Annotated in this window: 30 protein-coding genes; 16 read left to right on the forward strand and 14 right to left on the reverse strand. The window is 70.5% G+C overall.

All coding sequences use genetic code 11. The features are described from left to right. Nucleotides 1-108 precede the first annotated feature (108 nt). Nucleotides 109-795, forward strand: coding sequence for a DUF4232 domain-containing protein (locus ACWGDE_RS06510; RefSeq protein WP_453387853.1), 687 nt, complete (start codon nucleotides 109-111; stop codon nucleotides 793-795). 319 nt (nucleotides 796-1,114) lie between these two features. Continuing rightward, nucleotides 1,115-1,531, forward strand: coding sequence for a hypothetical protein (locus ACWGDE_RS06515; RefSeq protein WP_453387854.1), 417 nt, complete (start codon nucleotides 1,115-1,117; stop codon nucleotides 1,529-1,531). A gap of 141 nt (nucleotides 1,532-1,672) precedes the next feature. On the opposite strand, the gene ACWGDE_RS06520 is transcribed toward ACWGDE_RS06515, so the two are convergent. After that, nucleotides 1,673-2,044: a hypothetical protein gene (locus ACWGDE_RS06520; protein WP_453387855.1), complete on the reverse strand. Its 372-nt coding sequence runs from the start codon at nucleotides 2,042-2,044 to the stop codon at nucleotides 1,673-1,675. A 57-nt stretch (nucleotides 2,045-2,101) separates the two neighbouring features. Then, a complete protein-coding gene (locus ACWGDE_RS06525; protein WP_453387856.1) occupies nucleotides 2,102-2,695 on the reverse strand; it encodes a DinB family protein in 594 nt (197 codons plus the stop codon). A 148-nt stretch (nucleotides 2,696-2,843) separates the two neighbouring features. Here ACWGDE_RS06525 and ACWGDE_RS06530 point away from each other — a divergent pair, with 148 nt between their 5' ends. After that, nucleotides 2,844-3,374 carry a DUF6584 family protein gene (locus ACWGDE_RS06530; protein ID WP_453387857.1) on the forward strand — a complete coding sequence of 177 codons (531 nt, stop codon included), beginning with the start codon at nucleotides 2,844-2,846 and terminating at the stop codon, nucleotides 3,372-3,374. 86 nt (nucleotides 3,375-3,460) lie between these two features. Here the strand turns inward: ACWGDE_RS06530 and ACWGDE_RS06535 are convergent, their stop codons facing one another. Further along, nucleotides 3,461-3,928: a hypothetical protein gene (locus ACWGDE_RS06535; protein WP_453387858.1), complete on the reverse strand. Its 468-nt coding sequence runs from the start codon at nucleotides 3,926-3,928 to the stop codon at nucleotides 3,461-3,463. Between ACWGDE_RS06535 and ACWGDE_RS06540 the strand changes: the two genes are divergently transcribed. The 4 genes from ACWGDE_RS06540 to ACWGDE_RS06555 all read left to right on the forward strand — a co-directional run bounded on the left by ACWGDE_RS06540 (nucleotide 3,927) and on the right by ACWGDE_RS06555 (nucleotide 6,432). Beyond that, entirely contained in the window at nucleotides 3,927-4,190 is a 264-nt protein-coding gene (locus ACWGDE_RS06540) for a hypothetical protein (RefSeq protein ID WP_453387859.1), read from the forward strand. The genes ACWGDE_RS06535 and ACWGDE_RS06540 overlap by 2 nt on opposite strands. A 369-nt stretch (nucleotides 4,191-4,559) precedes the next feature. Continuing rightward, entirely contained in the window at nucleotides 4,560-4,952 is a 393-nt protein-coding gene (locus ACWGDE_RS06545) for an NUDIX hydrolase (RefSeq protein ID WP_453387860.1), read from the forward strand. Nucleotides 4,953-5,212: 260 nt separating this feature from the next. Next, nucleotides 5,213-6,073 (forward strand): ATP-grasp domain-containing protein, encoded by an 861-nt coding sequence (locus ACWGDE_RS06550; RefSeq protein WP_453387861.1) that lies wholly within the window; start codon nucleotides 5,213-5,215, stop codon nucleotides 6,071-6,073. Nucleotides 6,074-6,093: 20 nt separating this feature from the next. Beyond that, entirely contained in the window at nucleotides 6,094-6,432 is a 339-nt protein-coding gene (locus ACWGDE_RS06555; RefSeq protein WP_453387862.1) for a hypothetical protein, read from the forward strand. Between the two features lie 364 nt (nucleotides 6,433-6,796). Here ACWGDE_RS06555 and ACWGDE_RS06560 read toward each other — a convergent pair whose 3' ends face one another. Then, complete coding sequence (locus ACWGDE_RS06560) at nucleotides 6,797-6,961, reverse strand: hypothetical protein (RefSeq protein ID WP_453387863.1); 165 nt, start codon at nucleotides 6,959-6,961, stop codon at nucleotides 6,797-6,799. A 114-nt stretch (nucleotides 6,962-7,075) separates the two neighbouring features. Next, complete coding sequence (locus tag ACWGDE_RS06565; protein ID WP_453387864.1) at nucleotides 7,076-7,678, reverse strand: DUF6529 family protein; 603 nt, start codon at nucleotides 7,676-7,678, stop codon at nucleotides 7,076-7,078. A gap of 308 nt (nucleotides 7,679-7,986) precedes the next feature. On the opposite strand from ACWGDE_RS06565, the gene ACWGDE_RS06570 reads away from it, so the two are divergent. Continuing rightward, nucleotides 7,987-8,169: a hypothetical protein gene (locus ACWGDE_RS06570; RefSeq protein ID WP_453387865.1), complete on the forward strand. Its 183-nt coding sequence runs from the start codon at nucleotides 7,987-7,989 to the stop codon at nucleotides 8,167-8,169. Between the two features lie 85 nt (nucleotides 8,170-8,254). Here ACWGDE_RS06570 and ACWGDE_RS06575 read toward each other — a convergent pair whose 3' ends face one another. Next, nucleotides 8,255-8,878: a histidine phosphatase family protein gene (locus ACWGDE_RS06575; protein WP_453387866.1), complete on the reverse strand. Its 624-nt coding sequence runs from the start codon at nucleotides 8,876-8,878 to the stop codon at nucleotides 8,255-8,257. 675 nt (nucleotides 8,879-9,553) lie between these two features. Between ACWGDE_RS06575 and ACWGDE_RS06580 the strand changes: the two genes are divergently transcribed. Next, complete coding sequence (locus ACWGDE_RS06580; protein WP_453387867.1) at nucleotides 9,554-10,789, forward strand: serine hydrolase domain-containing protein; 1,236 nt, start codon at nucleotides 9,554-9,556, stop codon at nucleotides 10,787-10,789. A gap of 406 nt (nucleotides 10,790-11,195) precedes the next feature. On the opposite strand, the gene ACWGDE_RS06585 is transcribed toward ACWGDE_RS06580, so the two are convergent. After that, nucleotides 11,196-11,732, reverse strand: coding sequence for an SMI1/KNR4 family protein (locus tag ACWGDE_RS06585; protein ID WP_453387868.1), 537 nt, complete (start codon nucleotides 11,730-11,732; stop codon nucleotides 11,196-11,198). Between the two features lie 125 nt (nucleotides 11,733-11,857). On the opposite strand from ACWGDE_RS06585, the gene ACWGDE_RS06590 reads away from it, so the two are divergent. After that, nucleotides 11,858-12,121 carry a DUF2695 domain-containing protein gene (locus tag ACWGDE_RS06590; protein ID WP_453387869.1) on the forward strand — a complete coding sequence of 88 codons (264 nt, stop codon included), beginning with the start codon at nucleotides 11,858-11,860 and terminating at the stop codon, nucleotides 12,119-12,121. Between the two features lie 178 nt (nucleotides 12,122-12,299). Continuing rightward, the gene (locus tag ACWGDE_RS06595) at nucleotides 12,300-12,971 is read left to right on the forward strand and encodes a hypothetical protein (RefSeq protein WP_453387870.1); all 672 of its coding nucleotides are present in this window, start codon (nucleotides 12,300-12,302) and stop codon (nucleotides 12,969-12,971) included. Nucleotides 12,972-12,984: 13 nt separating this feature from the next. Here ACWGDE_RS06595 and ACWGDE_RS06600 read toward each other — a convergent pair whose 3' ends face one another. Then, nucleotides 12,985-13,365: a VOC family protein gene (locus ACWGDE_RS06600; RefSeq protein ID WP_453387871.1), complete on the reverse strand. Its 381-nt coding sequence runs from the start codon at nucleotides 13,363-13,365 to the stop codon at nucleotides 12,985-12,987. A 233-nt stretch (nucleotides 13,366-13,598) separates the two neighbouring features. Then, nucleotides 13,599-14,291 (reverse strand): DUF4386 domain-containing protein, encoded by a 693-nt coding sequence (locus ACWGDE_RS06605; RefSeq protein WP_453387872.1) that lies wholly within the window; start codon nucleotides 14,289-14,291, stop codon nucleotides 13,599-13,601. A 139-nt stretch (nucleotides 14,292-14,430) separates the two neighbouring features. Here ACWGDE_RS06605 and ACWGDE_RS06610 point away from each other — a divergent pair, with 139 nt between their 5' ends. Beyond that, entirely contained in the window at nucleotides 14,431-15,114 is a 684-nt protein-coding gene (locus ACWGDE_RS06610; RefSeq protein WP_453387873.1) for a TetR/AcrR family transcriptional regulator C-terminal domain-containing protein, read from the forward strand. A gap of 27 nt (nucleotides 15,115-15,141) precedes the next feature. Here the strand turns inward: ACWGDE_RS06610 and ACWGDE_RS06615 are convergent, their stop codons facing one another. After that, on the reverse strand, nucleotides 15,142-16,257 hold the full coding sequence (locus ACWGDE_RS06615) for a serine hydrolase domain-containing protein (RefSeq protein ID WP_453387874.1): 1,116 nt from the start codon (nucleotides 16,255-16,257) through the stop codon (nucleotides 15,142-15,144). 255 nt (nucleotides 16,258-16,512) lie between these two features. Between ACWGDE_RS06615 and ACWGDE_RS06620 the strand changes: the two genes are divergently transcribed. Beyond that, on the forward strand, nucleotides 16,513-17,397 hold the full coding sequence (locus tag ACWGDE_RS06620; RefSeq protein ID WP_453387875.1) for an AraC family transcriptional regulator: 885 nt from the start codon (nucleotides 16,513-16,515) through the stop codon (nucleotides 17,395-17,397). Between the two features lie 121 nt (nucleotides 17,398-17,518). On the opposite strand, the gene ACWGDE_RS06625 is transcribed toward ACWGDE_RS06620, so the two are convergent. The 3 genes from ACWGDE_RS06625 to ACWGDE_RS06635 all read right to left on the reverse strand — a co-directional run bounded on the left by ACWGDE_RS06625 (nucleotide 17,519) and on the right by ACWGDE_RS06635 (nucleotide 20,035). Next, on the reverse strand, nucleotides 17,519-17,644 hold the full coding sequence (locus tag ACWGDE_RS06625) for a hypothetical protein (protein WP_453387876.1): 126 nt from the start codon (nucleotides 17,642-17,644) through the stop codon (nucleotides 17,519-17,521). A gap of 159 nt (nucleotides 17,645-17,803) precedes the next feature. Further along, nucleotides 17,804-18,826, reverse strand: coding sequence for a sigma-70 family RNA polymerase sigma factor (locus tag ACWGDE_RS06630; protein WP_453387877.1), 1,023 nt, complete (start codon nucleotides 18,824-18,826; stop codon nucleotides 17,804-17,806). 603 nt (nucleotides 18,827-19,429) lie between these two features. Then, the gene (locus ACWGDE_RS06635; RefSeq protein WP_453387878.1) at nucleotides 19,430-20,035 is read right to left on the reverse strand and encodes a hypothetical protein; all 606 of its coding nucleotides are present in this window, start codon (nucleotides 20,033-20,035) and stop codon (nucleotides 19,430-19,432) included. A gap of 383 nt (nucleotides 20,036-20,418) precedes the next feature. Between ACWGDE_RS06635 and ACWGDE_RS06640 the strand changes: the two genes are divergently transcribed. The 3 genes from ACWGDE_RS06640 (at nucleotide 20,419) to ACWGDE_RS06650 (ending at nucleotide 22,590) form a co-directional block, all read left to right on the forward strand. Continuing rightward, complete coding sequence (locus ACWGDE_RS06640; protein ID WP_453387879.1) at nucleotides 20,419-20,901, forward strand: hypothetical protein; 483 nt, start codon at nucleotides 20,419-20,421, stop codon at nucleotides 20,899-20,901. Between the two features lie 330 nt (nucleotides 20,902-21,231). Then, entirely contained in the window at nucleotides 21,232-21,489 is a 258-nt protein-coding gene (locus tag ACWGDE_RS06645; RefSeq protein WP_453387880.1) for a hypothetical protein, read from the forward strand. Between the two features lie 108 nt (nucleotides 21,490-21,597). Continuing rightward, nucleotides 21,598-22,590, forward strand: coding sequence for an AraC-like ligand-binding domain-containing protein (locus tag ACWGDE_RS06650; RefSeq protein ID WP_453387881.1), 993 nt, complete (start codon nucleotides 21,598-21,600; stop codon nucleotides 22,588-22,590). On the opposite strand, the gene ACWGDE_RS06655 is transcribed toward ACWGDE_RS06650, so the two are convergent. Continuing rightward, on the reverse strand, nucleotides 22,591-23,553 hold the full coding sequence (locus tag ACWGDE_RS06655; protein WP_453387882.1) for a hypothetical protein: 963 nt from the start codon (nucleotides 23,551-23,553) through the stop codon (nucleotides 22,591-22,593). Between the last annotated feature and the right edge of the window lie 130 nt (nucleotides 23,554-23,683).

Genomic DNA, 23,683 nt, shown 5'->3' on the forward strand with positions numbered 1-23,683 from the left:
ACGTCACGGAACCGCCACAGCGCCGCGTAACGCAGAACCGGATCCGACGTGATGCTGTGTTCTCCGATGTGTGCCGGCGCGGGCCGGTTGTGAACCTGAGGAGAGCTCATGCAGTACTCGGCTGGTATCGGCAGGACCGCGGCTGCGCTGATCGCGGCGGTGGCGGTGACCGCCCTGGCAGGGGGCTGCAGCCCGTCCGAGGACGACGCCGCGAGCGCCGGCCCGTCGGCGCCGCCCGTGAGCTCGCCGTCGCCCACGCAGAGCGCCGGGTCCTCCTCCGCCGGGGGCACGGGCGGCGGCTCCGGGCATGCCACCCCCAGCCCTTCGGCACCCGCCTCGGGCGGCGGGGCGAAGCCCTGTACCGCCGAGCAGGTGAAGGTGTCCGATGCCCACCAGGCCGCCGTCCGACCGACGGGTACGGGAACCGGAGCCGCCCTCGTCTCGGTCACCAACTCCTCGACGCACACCTGCACGCTCACCGGATTCCCGACGGTCGCCGGAGCCGGCAACGGCTCCCCGGACCGGAACAACCCGCTCGCCACCACCCACACCGGGTCGTCCGCCACGGTTTCCCTGGCCCCGGGCGCCCGCGCCTGGACGAAGCTGACCTTCGTCAACGTGCAGGGCGAAGCCGATGGTTACTGCGTATCCGGCACGACGCCGGTCACGTACCCCACGCTCGTCATCGGCGTTCCCGGCGCGGGCTCGCACCAGATCGCCATGGACGACGGGGTGTTCGCCGAGTGCGACAACAAGGTGACGGTCACCGCGTACTCGTCGACCAAACCCTCCTGAACACAGCCGCCAGGCGCCCTGCCCGACGGGTTACGATCCCGGACACACACGGGGGGTGCTCATGCGCTACGGATTTCCGGCTGCTTTCGGCGCGGCTCTACTGCTGGTCACGGCTTTGACGGGCTGCTCGGGAGGTACGGGGGGCTCGGCAGCGCCGGCTCCCTCCGGCGCCTCCACGCCCATGGCCACGCCCATGGCCACACCCATGGCTACGCCACCACCCTCGCCTCCGGACCTGACCGCGGTGATCGGCCGGACGCGTAACGCCTTGATGGCGTCGGGGGCATCGGGAGCCGATGCCCCCGGTGCTCAAGGCCTGATGCTGGTCGAGGCATGGGCGACCGGCGCCGCCTACGCGTGGGAGACCCGTGACCGGCGACTGTGCTGGGCCTCGTCCAACGAGGTCGGGTTCTCGGAGCAGGGCTGCAGCACGGCACCCGAGCCTGTCGCACCCTCGAGAGGCGTGGACCCCGTGACCGTCCTCTTCACTGACGGCTGGGTCCAGCTCTTCGCCGCGGACCACCAAACAGTGACCTCGGCGACCTGCGGCAAGGCACCCCTGGAGGTCCGCCGAGTCGGCACCGTCGCGGACGGAACCCGAACGCTGTACTCCGTGTGGTTCCCGACTTACACGAAAGGCAGCATCGAGCTGTCGCTGAGCCACGACGGCACGACGTCGAAAGCCCCGTTCCCCCTCGGCGGCCTCGGCGACCGCACCTGCGAAACGGACTCCTGAGCCTTCCCCGTACAGCTAAGGGGGAGTCAGATCCTCGGAGCCATGCGATGGCGGTGTGTGTGGGCGCGAAGACTGGACGAGGTGAGTTGCAGGACCCGGTCATCCTCATCTGGTCGGCCTAGGTGCCCCGAACCCGGCTGGCTAGACCCAGCCGTCGTCGAGGTGGATCGTCCAGGTTTCTCCCACTGCTTTCTTCAGTTCGACCATGGCCGCAACGTCCGTGATGACTGCTGGTGCGTCGGACAGCCGCAGCGGGGAATCCGGGACACCGTGCCGGGTGTAGGTCGGCAACTCGCCGTGACAGCTGAAGGCGTGGAGTGGCGGGAGGCCAGGGTTGAACCATGCAGGGCGATGTTCCTCCGCCCACGCGGCTGCGGCGTCGACGCGGTTCACTTGTGCCAGGAGGTACTCGGGGGCGGGCCCGCCGCTGAACTGTACGAGGAATCCCGCGGTGTCGACGGCCCACCAGTCCCACGTGAATCCAGGACGAGGGTGCCGCAGGATCGTCGCCATGCCGCCACCGTACCTACGCAGGCACAACCCTGGGGAAGGTGATCCACAGGAAATGGCTTAGCCGTTGTAGGCCTTGATCGATGCCGCCGACCTGGCGGCCTGCTCGATCTTCGCGCAGTAGGCCGCGCGGGCTTCCTCGTCGATCTGCTTCTCGTGTTCGGCGCGCAACCCGGTCCGGCCGTCGAGGCCCTCGCGCAGAATGTCGGCGTGCCCGGAATGCCGGATGGACTCGCCGAGGACATGGACCATGACGCCGAACAGATTCGTTTCGGCATGCGGCTCCGGCCACCACGGCACGTGGCCGGGGGCGTCGAGGGGGAGCTCGTTGATCGTCGCGTCCGAGTGTTCCCACGTGCGCCGGTAGAACCCGATGATCTGATCGCGGGTCTCGTCCTCCGTCGCCCACAGATCGCTGCCGTTGGAGTCCTGCCACCGGGGCAGCGGTTCAGGGGAAGGCCGGTCGAAGACCTCCCCGAAGTACCTGGCCTCGACGCTGGCCACGTGCTTGACGAGGCCGAGGAGGTTGGTCCCGGTCGCTGTCAAAGGTCGGCGGGCGTCGTACTCGGACAAGCCGTCGAGCTTCCAGAGCAGCGCCTCGCGGTCCCGCCGCAGTCTTCCGTGCAGGGTGTCTTTCGCGAACTCATCGATCATGCGGCATGAGCCTGCCATGGGCTGGTCGTGTTCTCAAGCGGCGGCGTCTCGTCTGCGTGAGCGCCGGCAGGATGTCGTGGAGAGCGAGTGCGAGCTGAGTGGCGAAACCCGGTCGACGCAGGTCAGCGCGGTACCCGATCATGCCTGCATGCCCCTGAGCGAGACCCTTGCCCGAGTCGACGCAGACCTGGCCGCCGGCCGGGTTCCCGTTGCGCGCCAGCGTTTGCGCGGTCTCGTCTCGTCCTTCCCGTACGACTTGACGCTCCGCCGGCGTCTGGCCGAGGTGTACCGGCTCTACGGCGACGCCGCCGAGGCCGGACGCTGGACGTACCTCGAAGTGGACCGTCACGACGACGAGACCGCCGCTTTCGAGGCGCGGTACGGGTCTCCGGCGTGGCGGATGAAGGCCCTCGCCTGGCGAGGCCCCGAGGCGATGGCCGCCACGGTCTTCGCGGAGGGGCAGCTGGCCGCGGTGCGGGCCGCCTGCGCGGAGGAACTGGGGCACCCCGTCGACTGGGACGACCCCGCCTCCTACCGCGACGGCCTGGAGGAGCACTACGAGGCGCCGCCTTCCGAGCCGTGGTCGGTGAGCGAGGTCCTGGCGGGCGTCGGCTGCCTGGTGGGGGTCCTGGCGTTCCTTGCGGTCTGGGTGAACGGAGTCGTTGCGCTCTTCGACTGACCCACAAGGCCGCCCGGCCGTGGCCACTGTCCGGAGCCAAGGCCGAGACAAGCCTGGGGCCTGGGGAGGCGTCCTGCGGGCTCAGGTCACGGTGCGAGGGGAAACGCCGTCCGGGCCAGAGTCTGTGCCGCGAGGCGGACGTCGTTCTCCCAGGCCCGAAAATCCTCAGGGGGCAGATGGTCGAGGTAGTACTCGTAGCCCACGGCCCGCACGAATGCGCGTTCAGGCTCTGTCAGCGACGCGATCCCCTTCCAGACCCGAGCTGCTGCGTCCTTCGGCGATATGGCACCAGTGGACAACCGCGTGGCCGTGTGATGCAGGAGGCAGCGTTCAGCGGTCTCGTTGTCGGGGATCAGGATCCCGAGCTGGCGCATCGCCTCTTCGAAGAGCGTGTTGATCTCGGTTGTGTCCGCGCGCCGAGGAAGTCCGGCCAGGTCGCGCAGCGAGGGAGAGTCGTAGCCGGCCGCCAGTAGGTGGGCTGCCGCCATCGGCAGGTTTTCCGGATAGATCAAACTTGCGACGTACTGCCAGGCGGTTGTGGCGGGGTGGTCCATGAGAGCATCCTGCCTGCTCGCACCACGTCGGACGAGCGAGTTCCTCGGCCACCTGCGGGCGCCGCTCAAGCACAGCGGGCTGCTCCTCGCATGGGCGGACGACGCTCCGCCGCATCAGTGGGTGACCGCGTACGACGACCGAGCGATCCGCTTCTACGAGCGCCACGGGTTCACGCTCACCGGTGAGCGCGAACCCGTGGCGCGGCAAGCTGCCCAACGTCCGGATGACCGCGATCCGCTGTCGCATCCCGGGATCGTGTGAGACGAAGCCGGCGGCAGCGGTCGGCGGTCGGCGGTCGGCCGGGCGGGTGGTCGTACTCGTGGCTCCAGGTTGAATCCTGCGGCCCCTCGCTATTGACGCTTGCGACTCCGCGTGACGCCGGCCGCGACGGTCGTGGCGAAGATCCAGCCCGCCGCGACGAGGAGGTAGGAGTTGCCTCGTCCCAGGGCCGGATCGTTGTCAGAGGCTCGTCGTACGCTCCGGAAGGTGACGCAGCACTTAATCGATCCACGCACTCTCGAAGCCGCCGTCCGTGACGCGCGGGAAGCTCTGACCGAGTACGACGATGCCTTGAAGTGGCTGCTCCGTCCCGGCGTGTCCCGGGACGGTCCGCTCGCTACGGAGGCGTGGGTGTTCGACGCGACGTTGACGCACGTCCTGATGGTGAATCACCGTTGGCGTGGGTGGGTGGCGCCGGGCGGCAAGGTGGATCCGGGGGAGACGCCACGGGAGGCGGCCACGCGGGAGCTGTTCGAAGAGACCGGGCTGGAGACGGAACTTCACGGGGTCGCGGCCGCCGTCACCGTACGCTCGTATCACCCCGACTGGCCGGCCGTCATGGGTGCGTCCTTCATGGCGGTCGTCGACCACCGGACTCCGCCGGCTCCCGAGGAGGGGCAGCCCGCAGCCTGGTTGCGGCTGGACGAGCCCTGGGAGGGGTACTTCCCTGAAGATCGTCTTCGGATGAAGCAGTGCGTGGACTGGATCAGAGAGGGCCTCGTGACGATGACACCCGCCGGGTGAGCTCCGCCCTCGCAGGACGGCCGCCGCACGTTCGCAGGACCAGGGGGGCGCTGACCGTTGATGGTGCTCGTAGCCAAGAGCTGCCGGAGCAATGCCGAAATGTCGCACAACCGCGAAGGGCTACGAGTCGCCGTCCGGCCTGTGAGGGACGGGGAGCGCGCCCGGTCCTCGCTATCTTGCTCAATGGAAATGATCGCGGCGAACCGGTGGGGGCGGGCATGGCGGGAGCGGGAGTGGAAGCTGGTTCGGAGCGGCGGCCTGTGCGGCGGGTCGCTCTGGCCACCGACGGGTGCGGCCGGGAGCGGGACGCGGAACTTCCGCTGCTGGTCGCGGCGTTGCGCGAGAGGGGCCTCGACGCGTCCGCGGTGAGCTGGGACGAAGACGGGTACGACTGGGCCCAGCAGGACGCCGTGATCATCCGCTCCACCTGGGAGTACACGGGCCGGCTGCCCGAGTTCCTCGCCTGGGCCGACCGCGTCGGTGCCGTCACCGCGCTGCACAACCCCGCCCACGTGGTGCGCTGGAACAGCGACAAGACGTACCTCGCGGAGCTCGCGGCGCGCGGGGTCCCGACCGTGCCGACCCGGTTCATCGCGCCCGGCGACGATGTCCGGCTGCCGGAGCGCGGCGAGATCGTGGTCAAGCCGTCGGTCTCGGCCGGCGCCCGCAACAGCGCCCGGTACACCGAGGAGCAGCGGGACGCGGCCGAGGCGCACGTACGGCTGCTGCACAAGGGCGGCGAGACCGCGATGGTGCAGCCCTACATGGAGCGGATCGTCGACGGCGAACGCGCGCTGGTGTTCCTGGCCGGCGAGTTCAGCCACGCGATGCGCAAGGGGCCGGTGCTCACGGACACGGGACGCGTGGACAATGCGCGGGTACCGCACCCGGACCTGGTCGTGCACGTCCCCGACGCGGCCGAACGGGCCGTGGCCGAGGCGGCGCTGGCCGCGGTCGCGACCCTGGCGAGCGGGCCGCTGCTGTACGCGCGGGTCGACCTCGCGCTGACCGGGGACGGATCCCCGGTCGTGATGGAGCTGGAACTGATCGAGCCCAATCTCTTCCTGACCACGGCCCCGGGCGCCGTCGACCGCTTCGTTGAGGCCGTCGTCCGGCTGTGACCACCTGCGAGACTGGCGCCATGGCACATGATGACGCGACGGGCCTGAAGCTGGCCTTCCTCTTCGATCCAGAGCCGGAGAGGTGGGGCTTGCGCGGCGACCCCCACGTATGGCGTGCCCTTCGCGACCACCTGTCCGGCACGGACGTCCCGCCGACGGTCGCCGAGGTGGCCGGCCTCCTGCGGGCAGCCTTCAGCGAGGTCGTGGGGCTGGACCTCACCGACGAACCGGCGTCGTCCGTGTACCGGGAGCAGTACAGCCACGGTGGCATGTCCAGCGGCATGATCTCGCTCGACACCTGGCGCGAGAGGCTGATGCCTCTGCTCACCGAGCGTGCGAGGACACTGCTGGAGTCCTGATCCGAGCCGGTTCGCGCACACCGTCCACACCGCCACGGCGAAGAGTGCGCCGGCGGTCAGGAACTCAGCAGTCGTACCGGTGGACCGTGGGCCAGTCGGGACAGGAACGGCAAACGAAGACGTAGACGCCACCTGCGTCGCCCAGGTCCATGCCGTGGCTGCCGTCCCGCAGAGTGTCGGACACTTCCCAGCCGGATCCGGGACGGGTCCGTTCCTCGACCGGGAGCCGTCGCCCGCACGACTCACTCGCAGAGATCGTCAGGAGGTGCTCCAAACGGTCGCCGCAGTCGCAGTGGGGCCAGCTCGGAGGCTGGGTCCAGCCCGGATAGCCGCCGACCTTGCTCTGGTTGGTGGTGAACGCGTCCTAGTAGGAGATATCGGTGGCCTTCTCCAACTCGTCGCTCCACTCCCCGACGCGTTCGGACAGGCCCGGCGGCAGGTCCCAGGTCGGGTACTCCATGGTCCGGGTGGGGTGCACCACGCAGGGCAGTGGCACGTACTCGTCGCCGAACTCGTACGGCTGCGGCATGGCCACGGGCTCCGGCCCCACCACTGCGCCAACGGCAACGTCATCGACCAGTCGAAGTAGCACGCCGCCGTCCCCTTTGTCTTGGTCGGGGGTGGCGCACCCCCAGCGTCACGTCTACGCCGGTGGCAGGCGGTGGTGTCCGAGGGACAGCAGCGGGACGCTGTTTCCGTTGAAGTGCCACAGCGCGCTCGAGTACCAGAGGACCACGAGCACGACCGCCAGCGCGCCCCCGGCCAGCGGCAGGGCCCAGCCCGGCAGGCGGCGGCTGTGCACCAGCAGGACCTTGGCGGCGAACGCCCCGTAGAAGAAGCAGCCCGCGATCGAGTGCAGTGCCGCGCGCGAGCCGGTCAGCTGCACTCCGTACGCCCGCACGCAGTGCACCGCGATCGGGACGGTGAGGGCGAACAGGAGCACACCGACGATCCGGTGGGTGATCGGGACCGGGCGCGGCACCCGGCGCACCCCGGGCAGTCGGCGGTACATCCACAGCGCCAGCAGCAGCTGGAGAGCGGCCAGCCCCAGGACTCCGGTGGCGAGCTGGGCCTTGAGACGCATGGCATCGGCGTCCGCCCGGCCGAACAGTGTCACGGTGTAGTCCGGCGTGTTCGCCCGGCCGAACAGGAACACGGCGGCGAAGACCGCGGCGGCCACCGCGAACGCCAGTACGAGGGCGAGCCTGCCTCCCGGGCGGCGCAGAGCGGGCCTGGCGTGGGACATGGTGTTCCTCGTCTCGGAACGCTGAGAGTGGGTGGTTTGCCATCCCTTGTACTCGCCCGGCGCGGCGGATGGCGGCCGACGCGGCCGTAGCGGGCCCGACTCCTCGTCGGCGCGGCCGAAGAACGCGGCGGCGTGGGCGGCATGGCTCGCCCTCACCACCGCCGCCCTCGCCACCGTCGGCACGCTGCTCGGCTCGATCGTCTCGGGGCGCTTCCAGGAGCGCGCCGCCGAGCGGTCCGTCCGCAGCCCTGCGCGAGGAGAGTCACCGGACCCCGGCCGCCGTCACCCGACCGCTGCTCGCGCTGCGCGTGCTCATCGCCGACCAGGCCGTGCGCGCCGCGGTGGACGAGATGTTCAGCCTGACGTACGGGATGCGGCAGCCCTGTGCGACCCGGGAGGAGCTCTCCGTTGCCCGCGGGGCCGCCAAGGACGCCGAGGACGCCGAGGACGCCTTCGTCGACGCGGCCGCCCGCTGCATCCAGGGCATCTGACCCGGCGGCGCCCCGCCGGTGGGTGAGCCGGGCGCCGTCACGGGGTCTTCGTCCGATGGCTGCCTGCGACGGGGGATCGCTGCTCTCAGATGTGGAGCTCGGGCGGGAAGCCGGTCCATCGAAGGTCGGCGGGGAGGTGGCCGGTGTCGTTGAAGAGGAGGACGGACGGGGGTCGGCCGGGCGCGTAGCGGATGACGGTGAGCGCGGCGTTGGCGTGGTTGATGCCCATCCAGCGCCACTTCGGGGCGTCGAGGGCGTCCCGGATGAGCCAGCCGATGAGGAAGTTGTGGGTGACGACGAGTTCGTGGCGCGGCTCGTCGCCCGCTACGGGTCCTGTGAACCGAGCCAGAGCCTCCTGGGCCAGGCCGGGGCCCTGCTCGCGTTCCTCGGCCGGGAACTGGGCCAGGTGGCCGAGCATGGCGTCGGCCGACTCCGGCGGAAGCTCCTCGCGCTGCGGCATGTAGGGGATGTAGTCGCCGGCCGGTCCGGAACGCCGCAGAGGAACACCGTCGAGCTGCTCGCAGACCAGCTGCGCCGTCTGCTCCGCGCGCGCGAGCGGGCCGTGGTGGATCGCCGTGAGAGGGGCTCCGCGGAGCCGCTCCCCGAGCAGGGCGGCCTGCCGGCGACCGCCGTCGGTCAGCTCGCTCTCGTCCGATGAGGCCTCACCGTGCCTCGCGAGGTACAGGTAGCGGGCAGCTGTTGCCGTCATGGGCGAGTCCTCCGTCAGGGTTCACGATCTTGCGAACATCTGGACGGACGCTGACGTGCGCCATGTGGTTCCGAGCAGCCTCTGGCCCAGGGCGACGCAGCTGACGCACCGGGCGACCGCACAGCCCCGCCGGCCCACGCTGCTGGGCCGGGAGCCCTCCGTCCCGGAGAGGTGGGCGATCCGTGCCGGCGGATGGCGAACAGGGGGGACGCGCCCAGAGCGTCATCTGGACGCGCAACGGCTGGGGGCGTCGACGTATCAGGCGCGTTCGAGGACGCACCGCACGGCGCCGAACCGAGAGGCACCGGACGGTGCGCCCGCCGCAGCGGGCCGCTCCGGGTCACGGTGAAGTCCGCTCCAGGATGCGGGTGATCAAGCAGGTCGGCGGAGTCCAGCCGAGTGTTTCCGAGGGTTGAACCCGCGCGTCGGCATGGCGTACGGGCGGTAGCGAGGTGGCCGGGCAGGTGCGCATCGATCGCATGCCCTTGGCCCGGCTCTCGAGGGCGGCGAGGTCAACTTCTTCCAAGACGGGGCGGCTCATCCTGCGTACAGTCACGCCTCCCGAGTGCCCATTCGATCCGCCATGAGGTCGGTGGGCCCCGGTCCCTTCCGTTCACGCACGTCCACCCTCGCCCGGCCCTCAACCCGGTCCGGGCAGCACCCATGGGAGCCCCTATGCGCAGATTACGCACGTCCCTGCTCGGCGCCGTGGTCGGCCTGGCCGTCCTGGCCGGCACGGCACAGGTGTCGCACGCGTCGTCGGACACGCCGTCGGGAACGGCATCGGGAACGGCATCGGGAACGGCGTCGGGCACGGCCGCGCTCACCCCTGCCCAGCACTTCCAGAGTGCCGCCAACGCCGGTATCCAGCTCGGGTATCCGGGGGTCATGGCCACGATCGTCGACGGAGCATCGAGGACCTACGTCACGGCCGGGTCGAACGTGCGCGGTTCGTCGACCCCGCTGGACCCGGCCGCGAAGTTCCGGATAGCCAGCAACACCAAGACGTTCACCGCCGCGGTCGTCCTCCAACTGGAGGCCGAGGGCAAGCTGTCGCTGAGCGACACGGTCGCCAAGTGGCTGCCGAACGCGGTCAACGCGAACGGCTACGACGGCAACACCATCACCATCAGGGAACTGCTCAACCAGAACTCGGGGTTGGCGGATTACATGCCCGCCTTCAACACCGACTACTACCTGATGCGCAACGTCAACACGCACTACACGCCGCAGCAGCTCGTCAGCACGGCGCTGGCCCAGAGGCCGCCGAAGCCGCTCCCCAGGACCTTCGAGTACGCGAACACGAACTACGTGCTCGCCGGAATGATCATCCAGGCGGTCACCGGCAACTCCCCGTCGGTGGAGGTCACCAACCGCATCATCACCCCGCTGAACCTGACCGGTACGAGCTACCCGGAATCGTCCGTGGACATCTACGGCAACTTCCTCCGCGGCTGGATGTGGCCGGCGGTGTGGTTCGGATGGCAGCCCCCGATCGCGGACGCGACCCGGTCCAACGTCGAACTGTTCGGCCCGGCCGGTGCGATGATCTCCACCCTCCAGGACCAGGCCACCTTCGAACGCGCCCTCCTGCAGGGGCAGGTGCTGCCGCCGGCCCAGCTGGCCGAGTGGAAGACCGGTGTCCCGATCGGGGCGGGGACCCTCAACCAGTACGGTCTCGGCGTCACCCACTGGCAGCTCCAATGCGCCAACGGCCCGGGCCCGTTCGTCTGGTCGCACGGCGGTGACGTGATCGGCTACCACAGCCGCTGGTTCGCCAGCGAGGACGGCACCAAGCAGTTGTTCTACGTCGCGAACGAGCACCACGGCCTGAACTACGACCAGAGCGCCGGAAAGCAGAAGCTGATGGAGGGGGCCCAGAACGCCATGTGCGAGCTGCTCAAGCCGTAGCGCTCACCAGGCAACCACCCTTCCCCGGCCCGCCGTTGTCCGGCGGCCGGGGTGGGGCACCTCCGCACGCAACCGCGGCGCGAGCTGGGGATCGCCATCCCTGCCCACGACCCGGATGCAGGATCCACCGGGCGGTGCGGACCGCGTAGGTGTCCGCGGGCAGTCGGGTGAGGAGCCTCGCCACCGTCGGTGCGTCGGCGCCGCCCAGCAGCCACGGCAGCATCATCGGCGCGTCCTGGGCGGCTCCGACCAGGCGGTCCGGCTGCTCACGGACGAGACGCTGACCAGCGTGGCTGACGTACGCATCGTCGCGGCGGGGGATTCGCCCGTGCACCGCGGGGAGGAGACGGCAGGGCCGCAGCACCGTCCCGGTTCAAGCCCGACCAGGCCTTCCCGGGCACCGGCACTACATGTCGAAGGGTTCGTAGCGGGCGTGGGCCTCGGGCCAGGCGCGGTCCATGAACGGCGCCCGGTCGAGGCCGTCGAAGCAGCGCATCACGAAGCCGGTGAAGGTACCGCTGGTGCGGTACCACTCCGCGCACTCGCTGCCGACCACGATCTCCCAGTTGTCCGGGTCCGGGTCGCTGACCAGGAAGTAGTACTCGCTGCCGTGCTCGTCGTGGCCCCAGCGGATGAGCCCGCCCGGGTCGGGGTGGAAGGGGAAGGGGTAGAGGTCCTCCCATCCCCGGCGTGCGTCGCGCCAGGAATCCAGGGACCAGTAGTCCTCGAGCTCGGCAGGGGTCATGAGCCCCGTCGGCCGGCCCAGGTGGAGGTACCCGTCGAGGGTCCCCGGCCCGTACACGTCCATGAAGGCCTTGTAGTCCGCGGGCAGCGTGACACCGAGGTGCCGTTCCGAGGCCTCCCAGACCTCTCGACGGGGCCAGCCCCATGCCTCCTCCGGCTCACCGAGCAGCGCCTGGAGGCGTTCCAATGGCGATGGCATGTCTTCCCCGCTCTGGGGCCGTGCCCGATGCGGGTTCTGGTTCGGGCGGGTTCTAGAGTCGGTGTTTTGGCGGGTTCGATGAGAAGCGGGTTGTGCAGATGTCATCCGAGAAGGATCGCCGACGGATGCTGCGCGACGCCTACAAGGCAGAGCGCAAGCGTGACGAGTGGGATGTGCTGGGCATCGACCGGGAAGAGCTCGATGATCTCCTCGAACACCTTGAGGTGAGCCTCGCCGATGCGGAATGTGATCACACGCTGAAGTTCTCCCGGGCCTGGGCCGATTCCAGGTCGCTGGCATGGCCCGAGCTGGAGTCCGGTCTGCTGGCCGCCGGCGGCGGTTGTGACTGCGAGGTGCTCTTGAACGTGGATCCGGACGAGAAGCTCTGACACCGACACCGACACTGACCTTCTGGCGAAACCGCCACGTCAACCACGGCTGCCCGCGGAACCTCGCCGCTCAGGGCTGGCCCGCCCGCTGCCTCTGAGCGGCGAATGCGATCATGAGGGCCGGACAGCGCCGCCGTGCGGCGACGTGGGGGAGGGACTGAGCGTGGCCCAGGGGCGGATGACGTACAACGTGCGGTACGCGACGTCCTTGCCGGTCGTCGTCCGTCGCGGCGACGGCGAGGGGCGCGAGGGGGATGTCGCCGTCGGGCTGCTCTGCCGCGTACCCGAGGGCCACGGAAGTGCCGCGCACCCCTCCGCCCGTACCTTCGACGTCGTCGGAGAGGGCCAGACCGCGATAGCCCGCGTGTCCACGGAGGAGACGAGCTCGCGCGTGAGCGGACGCCCCGCCGTGTACCGCGTCGACGATCCGTACGGCGCCCCGCTGGGCCGGATCACGTACCGGCGCGGACGTGCCCTGCTCGGCGCCCGGGCGCGCTGGACCGTCGAATCGGTGACCGGACACTCCCTGCGCGGCCTGCGCGGGCGCCTGTTCTGGTGGGCGGTGTGGTGGCCCCTCGGCCTGCCCGTGAGCCTGGTGTGGCTGATCCTTTCCCTGCTCGGCGAGGGCGACGGAGCCTTCGGCAAGCCGCGCAGGGTGATCTGGCGCGACTCCTCGCGCCGGGCGCACATCGTCTTCCGTGGGGTCGCGGACGAGTACCGGGTCCTCGACAGGAGCTGGGACCCCCGGCTGGTGGCCGCACTGCTCGGACTGCACCAGTCGTACGACCCGTCGGAAGGCGGCGGCGCGGACGGCTGGTACGCCGGTTCCCGCGGTCCGGTCCGGCCGTGAGGGGGCGGCGCTGTCAGCCGGGGAGTTGTTGCAGGGTCCATCCGTTGCCGTCGGGGTCGTTGAACGCCGCGTAGGAGACGACGGGCTTGCCCGGTGCCGTCATGTCCTGCACTTCTGCGATGTCGACCCCGCGCGCCAGTAGCTCTTCCCGGGCGGCGCGGATGTCGTCGACGACCAGGTGCAGGCCCTGGACGGAGCCCGGGGGAGTGGAGACGACGCCGACGCCGATGGCGATCGAACAGGCGGAGCCCGGGGGCGTCAGCTGGACCACGCGGAAGGCTTCGGTCGGGCTGAAGTCGAGGTCGACCTTGAAGCCGAGCCGATTCGCGTAGAAGTCCTTGGCGCGGTCGACATCGGCGACCGGGAGGGGGATCAGTTCGAGCCGGTAGTCCATGCTGGCGGTTCCCTTCGCGCACTCGTGTGGACGGCCCTCGGCGGGCACCCCGAGTGTTCCAGGTGCCCCCACCGTGGGTACCCACAACAGACCAATCGGGCCGCGGAATCGCCGCCTTGCCGCCGCGCCGCGCCACACCGCGCCACACCGCGCCGCACCCCACCCGCACGGCCCCGGCCGGTCAGCGCCCGCGCGTCGCCCCGGACGGCGCCGACGTCAGCCTCGGGTCGGCCTCACCCGCGGATACCGGCCAGGATCGGCGCGTCCGCGTCCGCGTCCACGTCCGCCGGGGACGCGCCGGCTGAGGCGGGCCGGAACCCCTTGACGAGCAGCCACCCCGCCAGCCCCAACTCCCACGCGAACACCGGGAGGGCGGCGACCGACCCCGCCACGGAGAGCTGCTCGTAGGCCCCGAACATCACGGCGACGGCCGAGGCGCAGATCAGCGGCCCGCCGACCAGCCCGAGCACGGCGATGAAGCGCGGCACGAGCCGTGCGCGGTAGGCCACGTACGCGAGCAGGACGGTGTTCAGGCCGAGGGCGATGTTGGGCCCGAGCAGGAACGTCCAGTCGTGCACGGCCAGGAGCGCGACGTCGGCACCGGCCGCCGGCCCCGCGTCCCGCCGCAGGGTGACGAGCGCCAGGACGGAGACGATCCCGAGGGAGATGACGGCCGCCTCCATCAGCCGCCCGAAGGCGTACCCGAGCGCGAGCCCCTCGCCGTGGCGCCGCAGGACGGGGAACAGTGCCGCCCCGGTACCGGCCACCGCCACCACGAGCACCACTTCGCAGATCACCCCGAGCAGCGCCCGCGTGTCGGCGCCCTCCGGGATCCGGCCGTCCGCCGCGCCCAGCAGCGGGCGGTACAGCACCGCCCCGGCTATCGCGGCGACCTCGGTCAGCAGGAACAGCGACCCGGTGGCCACCGCGGTTCTCCGGTCCGGACTCATCTTTCGGTACCCCTCACTTGATGGTGGTGTACGCCGTACACCTGGCGGCAACCATAGGTGTACGGCGTACACTCGTCAAGGAGAGGACGCCGTCGAGGAGGGAAGGCCGCACCGAATGACCCGGCAGGAAGCCACGCACGCGCAACGGATCCCCCTGAACAGGGACCGCGTCCTGCGCGCCGCCGTCGTGTTCGCCGACGCCAACGGCATCGACGCGCTCAGCATGCGCAAGCTCGCGCAGGAGCTGGACGTCGTACCGATGGCCCTCTACAAGCACGTGGCCAACAAGGAGGAACTGCTCGACGGCATGGCCGACGCCGTCGTGGACGAGATCGACCCGCCGGCCCCGGGCCCCGACTGGCGGCACGTGGTCCGGGAGCGGATCCTCTCCGCCCGGCGGGTCCTGCTGCGCCACGCCTGGGCGGCCCGTGTCATCGAGTCGCGGACCGGCCCCACCCCGTCCGTGCTGGCGTACCTGGACTCGATGGCCGGGAGCTTCCGGGACGGCGGGCTCTCCGCCGACCTCACGCACCACGTCATGCACGCGATGGGCAGCCGACTGCTCGGCTTCAGCCAGGAACTGTTCGACACCTCGGGTTCCGCGGGCCCACCGGACCCCGGGCTGGCGGCGCGCTACCCGCACATCGCGGAACTGGCCGCGACGGCCGCGCACGACGGGGGCTCGACGGTCGGCGGCGGCTGCGACGACCAGTTCGAGTTCGAATTCGCCCTGGACCTCCTCCTGGACGGATTCGAGAACCTCCGCCGCCAGGGCTGGACGTCCGCGCGGAAGGGGTAGCGCGCACGGGGTTGCCCCCGCGCCCCGTCAGTGCAGTCCGCCGTACGCGGCCATGATGATCTCCATGCCGCGGTTGTCCTCCTCCCGGTCCCGGTCGGTCATCCGGTTCATCACGTAGGCCACCGTCATGCGTGCGTCGGGATCGCTCACGACCAGCGAGCCGCCCCAGCCGCCCCAGCCGAAGGTGTTGCCGAACCTGCCGAAGCCCACGGTCCAGGACATCGGCGTGCGCAGGACCCGGTCGTCGCCGCGGAACACCTCCTGCCAGGCGGGCTCACAGCCCTGCGGAGACAGCAGCCGCACTCCGCCGGCCGATCCCCGGTTCGCCAGTACCGACTGGACGAGGGCGACGGACCGGGCGCTGCCGAAGCCGTTCACCGCGGGGATCTGCGCGCGACGCCAGGGCAAGGAATTGACGTCCCTGACCCGGATCGCGGCACCGGTGTTCTCCCGGCGCGTGCCGTCGAGCCCGAGCGGTGCACTGGCGGAGTACTCGTCGGTCAGGGAGGACGGCGGGATGAGCGGTGCGACGCGGTGGTCATGCTCGGCCGAGAGCCCGATGTGGAAGTCCGCACCCAGCGGCCCCGCCACTTCCTCGGCGAAGAACTCGCCAAGAGTGCGGCCGGTGACACGGAGGACGATCTCGCCGACGAGGAACCCGAAGGTGAGCGCGTGATAGCCGGCGGCCGTTCCGGGGTCCCATTCTGGAGCCTGCGCGGCCAGCCCTGCCGTCACGCCCTGCCAGTCGTAGAGCTCCTCGACCGCCGTCAACCCGGACAGGTCAGGCAGGCCCGCGGTGTGCGACAGCACATGCCGTACCAGCACGCTCTCCTTGCCGGCCGCGGCGAACTCCGGCCAGTAGGACGCGACCGGCGCGGACAGATCGAGCAGGCCCCGGTCGGCCAGGATCAGCGCACACAGGGCGGTCATGTTCTTGGTCGTCGAGTTCACGCAGGTGAGCGTGGTGCGCTCCCAACGGACGGACCGGCTCGCATCGGCGTACCCGCCCCAGATGTCGACCACCGGCTCGCCGTCCACGTAGACGGCCGCCGAGGCACCCACATCGTCCTTGCCGAGCAACGCCGCAAGTGCCTCACGGACCGCGGCGAACCGCGGCTCGCAAACTCCCTCGATATCAGTCATGGGTGCAAGCCTCCGGCGATGCCGGGGACGCCCGCCCGACAGTTCCCGCACGGGTTATGTCGGGCGAGGGCGCGCCGGAGCCCTCTCGACTCCCTCAAGACGCCTTGACGGCCGCGCCAGGGACTGGACCGCCAGGGCTGCGCACGCGGGGAACAACCCCGGCTTAGGCTCGGTGCCGGCCGCTGCGGCCCCCGCTGCTGCTGGCCAGGGTGGGCGTTCGTACGGCGGAAGCACAAGGGCGAAGGACGGATGCACGTGCTGGAGCGGCTGAATCAGGCGCTGGACCACCTGGAGACCTGCCTCGACCGCGAGGTCGACATGGCCGAGGTGGCCCGCATCGCCGCGGTGTCGGAGTACCACTTCCGGCGGCTGTTCTCCGCGCTCGCCGGAATGCCGCTCCCGGTCTACGTACGGCGCCGGCGGATGACGCTCGCCGGGGCCGAGGTGCTGGCCGGGGAACTGACCCTGCTCGATGTCGCGGTGCGGTACGGGTACGGCTCGGGCGAGGCGTTCGCCCGCGCGTTCAGGTCGGTGCACGGCATCGGGCCGGGGGAGGCCCGGCGCACGGGTGCGGTGCTCACGGCACAGCCGCGGATGTCCTTCCGTGTCGTCGTCGAAGGGGGTACGGCCATGCGGTACCGGATCGTGGAGAAGGAGCCGTTCCGGGTCGTCGGCAGGAAGGCCCGGGTCCCCCTCGTCCACGAGGGCCTGAACGCGGCCGCCGCGGCGCACCTCGCGAGCCTGGACGAGCAGGCGATCGTACGGATGAAGGAGCTGGTCCACCGGGAGCCGGAGGGTGTCCTGTCGGCGGTGGTCCACCTGACCGACAGCCGGGAGGAGGGCGCCGAAGTGGACTACTGGATCGGCGTGGTGGCCAGCCCCGGGGCGGCCGCGGAGGAACTCGACGCCCTCGACGTACCGGCCGGAACCTGGGCGGTCTTCGACAACCACGGGCCCTACCCGAGCGCCCTCCAGGAGCTGTGGCGCGACGTGTTCACCCAGTGGTTCCCCTCGAACCCGTACACGACCCGGCCGGGCCCGGAGCTCCTGCGGACGCAGCCGGTAGAGGTCGGCACGGAAACCGCTTCCCAACTGTGGATCCCGGTGGACCGGATCGGCCGCGGCAGCTCGGGGGCGTGAGCCCAGAAGTGCCCATTGGATGCATGTCCGTCTCGGCGTGCCCGAGTACGAGCTGTGGCCTGAAGGCGAGGCTCCGCAAGGGAACGGGGAACGTACGGATCCCGGTCGAAGCCGGCATCGCTCAACGGTTGTCGCGGCGAGCCCAGAGCGGTCGCTCCCGGGCGTTGGGCGACTGCGGCGCGGTGAGCACGGCGGCCGCTCCGATCGTGTCCTCTGCGTTCTCGGCGGTGATGATCGCCTCGATCATCAGGGGCACATGGTCCGCAGAGTCACCGCAGCCCCACGTATGCCTCATCGCCTGCCCGTCGACCTGATCATCCGGGGGTTGTTCCCCGGCGGTAAGTGTCTGCGGCGCCGGTGCTGCGTGTGGGCTGTGGCCCTTGGCTCTCGTCCCGGTCCGCGTCCTTCACCGGCTCGTCGAGGACGCGGCCAAGTGGGCGGGCTCGGGCGCCGAGTCGGGCTGCGCCTCGCCCAGGTGGTCCGGCAGGCCGAAGAGGGGGAAGAGGCGGTCGGTGTCGCGGTAGGCCGTGATGCCGCTGATCCGGTCGTCGCGGAACTCGACGACCTGGAGGGCCCAGGGTACGTAGCCGGCGCCGTCCGCGTGGGGGCGGTACTGGCCGAACGCCGGGGAAGCGTTCGCCATGGTCGGGACCAGACGTGAGCCGCGGCAACCGATCGCGGGGCCGGTGAGCCACGCGTGGATGTCGGGGGTGCCGCGCATCCACTTCGCGTACGGGGGCAGGCACAGCGTGGCGTCGACGTGCAGGAGCATGTTCAGCTCCTCCATGTCGTAGCGGGAGAAGGCCGTGGCGTACCGGTCGGCCAGCACCTGGCGGACGCTGTCGCTCGAAGGCTCGGCGGCCGGACCGTCCGTCGCACCGCGGCGGTCGGCCAGTGTGGCCCGGGCCCGCTGCAGGGAGCTGTTCGCCGAGGCGACGGTGGAGCCGTGCAGGTCGGCGACCTCGCGTGCCGAGAAGCCCAGGACGTCCCGCAGGATCAACGTGGCCCGCTGCCTGGGCGGCAGGTGCTGCAGCGAGGCGACGAACGCCAGCCGGACCGATTCGCCCGTCGCCGCGGCCGTCTCGGGATCGCCGCCGGGGCAGGGTTCCACCCACAGGACGGAGTCCTGCGGGGGCGATGGAGGGGTGTCGCCCCCGCTCGGACCGGACAGGTCCATCGGCAGCGCCCGCCGCTTGCCCGCCGCGAGGGCGTCCAGACACACGTTGGTGGTGATGCGGTACACCCACGTACGCAGCGTCGACCGGCCCTCGAACCGGTCGGTGCTCCGCCACGCCCGCACGAGCGCCTCCTGTACGGCGTCCTCGGCCTCGGCGTACGACCCCAGCATCCTGTAGCAGTACCCGGTCAGCTCCCCGCGGTATTCCTCGAGCCCCTCCGCCACAACGCCGGGCGCCCCGGTATCCCCCATGCCGCACTCCTTCGAAGAGACAGTCCCAGGCCGCTGACCTGGCCCTCCACTGTAGGAGCAGGCTCCTTGGGCGAAGCGAGGGGCTCCTCATAGGACTTGCTCGGGAGAGCTGGGCACACGTAGCTGGGCGGACGGGCCGACGTACTGCGGGGTTCACATGGCTGTGCGGCTCGTCGTGTACCCGGCGGCCAAGCCGGACCCGGGTGTCACAGGCCTTTCCTTCGTGGACTTCGCGCGATTCGCCTTGGCGGCGCTGAGCACGGTGGGCGCCGTGACGATGCTGCTGGCGGTCTGCGCGGGCCTGGGGCACGGTGGTGCTCGGTCCGATCGCCCTCGTCGAGAGCCTGGTGGCGGGCTTCTTCGCCCTGTTGATGCCGACGCCGCCGATCCCGGAGAACTGGGAGGCCCCGCGGCAGCCGGCCCCCGTCCGCGGGAGCCGGTGCAGGCGGGGCGACGGTGCCGAGCGGCACCACCGGTGCCACGTCGGGCGGCTTCCCCTGCTGCCCGAGCGGTGGTGCAGCGGCAGGCAGATCTCGCGGGTCCAAGGTCCAACGCCCCCCCCGTTGGTGTCCTCGTCACGGATGTGGAGCCGGACCCCGCTCTCTACCTCTCGGTGGTGCCGTCCTCGCCGTCGATCTCGTAGATCCGCGCCGGAAGGCGTTCACCGGCCCAGTCCAGGCCGACGCCCAGGTCGAACCAGTTCCGGTCCCTGCGGACCTTGGGCGGAGCGAGGTTCACCGCTGCCCAGGAGAACACCCCCAGGAGGATGGAACGCCCGTGCTGCGTTGAGCGCACGGACAGCGCGAACGGCGCGGCGAGTGCCGCGCGGGTGACCACCATGACCCGTTCGTTCTCGGCAGGTTGACGTCCACCCGTGAGGAACTTGGGCGTTTCCAGGATCTTGACCCACTCGACGACCGCGTCCGCGACCTGGGCGCGCAAGGACTCCTCGATGCCCTCCCGGACGGCGGCCGCGGGATCGTCGCCGAGCCAGCCGAGCCAGTGATCAGGATCGGTGAGCTTGCTGAAGTCGTCTTGTGGCACCCCGTGACGGGGATTCTCCTGATACTCGCCCGTCAGTTTCCCGTCACCGTCCACCAACCAGGCACCGCGGATCGCCTCGGGGGGTACGTAGCCGTTCGGGTCGTTGATGTACGTCGGGTCGATCTCGGCGACGCTGCCACCGGGATTCTCGGCAGCGGCGGCCAATAGGGCCGGCTCGTTCGGTATGCCCTTGCGTCGGCTTCGCGAGCCAAAGAGCCCCACGTTCCCCCACCCCCACCGCTGTGTCCGCCTCGTTCACCGTGATTCTGCCGTAGCGGTCAGGGCCGCATGCCGGGGCCCCTATGGCTTTGGCGAGCTCGTCGGGTGTGAGTTCGGACGTCTGGAACGATGTGCCCGTGCATGCTGGCGATCGGGTGGGCGAGGGTGTCTCCGCGGAGCTCGCGGCGTTCCTGCGCGGTGCGGATGACGGCCGCCCGGTGAGGATCGCTCCTTCCGCGTGCGGGTGCGGAGGCCGTGAGTTCTTCGTGTTGGTCAATGGGTCCGCAGCGGAGCGGGAGCGGCAACGTTCGCCGGGTTAGGTTTGCCGCATGACCGAACTTCCCGGTGGCGGCAGCGTCGCCGACACCTATCGCCACGCACCGAAACTGATAACGCCCGCCGACGACTTGCGCCTGCCCGGCGCCCATCTGAAGTGGTACGACCTGCGACGGGCCGAGCTGGATCTTTCCGAGGAGGAACGCCGGCAGGCCCGTGACTTCCTCCTCTCCGCGGAGCTGCCGTTCGACGACGAGCTGGGCTTCGTGATCCTCCACAAGTGCACGCCGACGTTCTCGTTCCTGCTGGTGCAGACCTGGCGCGGCGAGAACGAGCTCTGGGAAACGGTGTTCGCGAAGAACGACGGGCCGTTCCAGCTGCACACCTTCCCTGGCAACCACCGCGGCACGTTCTGCGTGTGGGAGATGGGTGCCGTCTGGCACGAGACCCAGGCCTGGACTCGGTACCTGGGCTCCGAGCGCGACGATCGGGCGAGGAAGGCTTATGTCGAAGACCGGTTCACCGGCATCGTCTGAGTGACGGGTCCCGGTAGCCGCGGCCGGTTCATCACCGCGCCGATCGGATCAGGTCGAGGTCACATGTTCCTGAACTGCGTGTGGGCGGGCGCCAGTTGTCGTCCTGGTGCCCGTCCAGCGCTGCCCCTCGTATGTTCGCCCCGTGTGGGGTCGGCGGATCCGCGAGCTCGGAGGTATTCCCAAGGACGACGCTGCCTGGACAGGTAGAATTTCCTGGTGCCACTCTTCACCTGCGCGAACTGCGGGCATCCGCTCACCGGAGATCTCCAGAAGGCGCGGCCCGCGCGAGAAACCGGTCAGCGGTCCAGTCATCGGATCGCCCCTCCGCGGATGGCCCGTGGAACCTACGCGATCAGCCAGGACGCCACGCTCTTCATCCTGCATCCCGACGACGTACATGGAACGGCTCCGCACCCGGACGACGAGCGCCACAACGGTTGCTGCGGGCTCGACGGCCAGGACGGACCCAATCTTGTCTGCGGAGCCTGTGGCGCAGATGTCGCCACCAAGCAGTCGGACTGCTGGACCCAGAACCTGGTGGCCCTGACCGCCGACGCGGTCGTCAGCGGAGCCGCGTTTCCAGCCTGAACGCGTTGACTGCCCGACGCCACGCGGAGAACGAACCATGCGTCGTCTGGCACCCCGCTGTCGCATGCTTGATCCCTGCTGAAGAGGCCGAACAGGTGGGGGCGCGGAATGTGGTCAATGGTGTCGTCGGGAGGGGTGCCGGCCAGGGAACGCTTCGACTGGTTCTCCGACCTGATCTCGCGCGAGGTGATGCCCGCCGCGCTCAGCAGCGATCGGCCCGCCGACTTCCAGGGCGAGGCAGCCGTGCTGGACCTGGGGCAACTCCGCGTGGCGAGGTTCGCCCTGTCACCCCTGCGCTCACGTCGCACGGCGGCGATGATCCGGAGCGGCGACCCGGAGCTGTACCAGCTGGCGCTGATGAGGCAGGGCGCCACGTCGTTGTCCCAGCACAGGAACGAATGCACCGTCGGTGCCGGGGACCTCCTGCTCTGGGACACCTCGAGGCCCTCCGACAACGAGATCCTCACCAACGGCGGCCCGGTGCGCGTGATGATCCTGCAAATCCCCCGGAACGTGCTGCCGTTGCGCACCCAACGCCTCGACCAACTGCTCGCCCGCCGCATACCGGGCCGTCGCGGCATCGCAGCGATCCTGGCCTCCTTCATGACCGCCCTCGAGGACCACGGCCCCGAGTGCACGCCGGCGGAGCTGCGCCGGCTCGACACGGTCGCCATCGACCTCGCGACCGCCTGCCTGGCACAGCACCTGGACTCCGAGGAGCAGCTCCCCGCCGAAGTCCGTGCCCAGGCCCTCCTGCAGCGGATCTACGCCTTCATCGAGCACAACCTCAGCGATCCGGATCTCACCCCGTCCGTCATCGCGGCCCGCCACAACATCTCCGTACGCAGTCTCCACCAGCTCTTCCAGAGCCAGACGGAGAGCGTCAACGTCCGGATTCGCCGGCGCCGCCTGGAGCAGGCCCGCTCCGACCTCGGCCGCCCCGAACCGGCCTCCCAACCGGTGCACGCAATCGCCGCCCGCTGGGGCTTCAGCGGCCCAGTGGTCTTCAGCCGTTCCTTCCGCGAGGCGTACGGGCTCAGCCCAACCGAGTTCCGTGCACTGTGCCTTGAGGAATCCCGCGCCAACCGTACGATGCGCTGATCAGCCCCTCGTCTCGACGCGCGCCGGGAGGTCCTCGATGCGGGAGCGCGGACGGACGAGCGTCCGCATCATCGCCGCGCCTGCCACCACTGCGCAGAGGTGCAGCACGACTCCGACGGCAGCGTTCTCCGGTGGCATGACATCGGCCCGATCCGCCGCCACCACGTACAGCATGAGGGGGAGCTTCCAGGCGCTCCATGCGAACAGCGAGCCTGATCCGACCCACCCGAGCAGCAACGGGATCCAGCGCGGCAACCCGGCGGGACGCGCCCGGGCGACCGTCCAGACGGCAGCGGATCCGGCGAGCGCCCAGAACCCCCATACGGCGGTCAGCACGTACCCGTCGGTGGTCCGCTGGGCCGGGCGGGCGATGCCCAGGGTGCCGCCGGCCGCCCAGTAGAGCCAGACCAGGCCCACCGCGGCACCGACGAAGGCCGCCCACGGCGGCACCGCACGCGGACCGTCACCGACGCGCCCGATGAACGCGTCCGGCCAGCGGCGCCGCAGATACGCCGGCACCGCGAGAGCCAGCCCCAGCCCCATCCCCGCGAAGCCGAACTGGACGAGTACCCCTTCCCAGACCGGCATGACGGGGTCATCACCGCCGCCACCGCCGCCGCCCTGCGAGTCACCGCCCACATTCAGGAGCGCACTCAAGAGACCGAAGGGCAGCACCGAGACGAGCAACCCCGAGCCCACCCAGGAACAGAACGCGACCAGCGCCCCCGGCACCCGCATCCCCCACGGCCGCACCAGCGCGAGTGCCAGAGCGATCCCGATGACCGCCATGCCGACCGTGACGACGTTGAGCACCACCCACTCCGCCAGGCCGAACCCCTTGCCGACCGGCAGCACCCCCACGAGGGAGCCGGCCACCCACGAGACTTTGATCAGCAAGTACGGCGACAGGGCCAGAGCCGCGCCATATGCCGCGTTCCGCCCAACCCGATCCCAGCGTTCCACCCGGACGCTCCTTCTGTCGGCAGGTACCCAGCCTCCGGCCTCACCGCCCCGGCCACGTCCGCCGCCGGACGTATCCACCTCCCCCGCCCGGGGGAGGCCACGGGCGGCAACCGGCTACCGAAGGACCACG

It is taken from the genome of Streptomyces sp. NPDC054956, assembly GCF_053609185.1.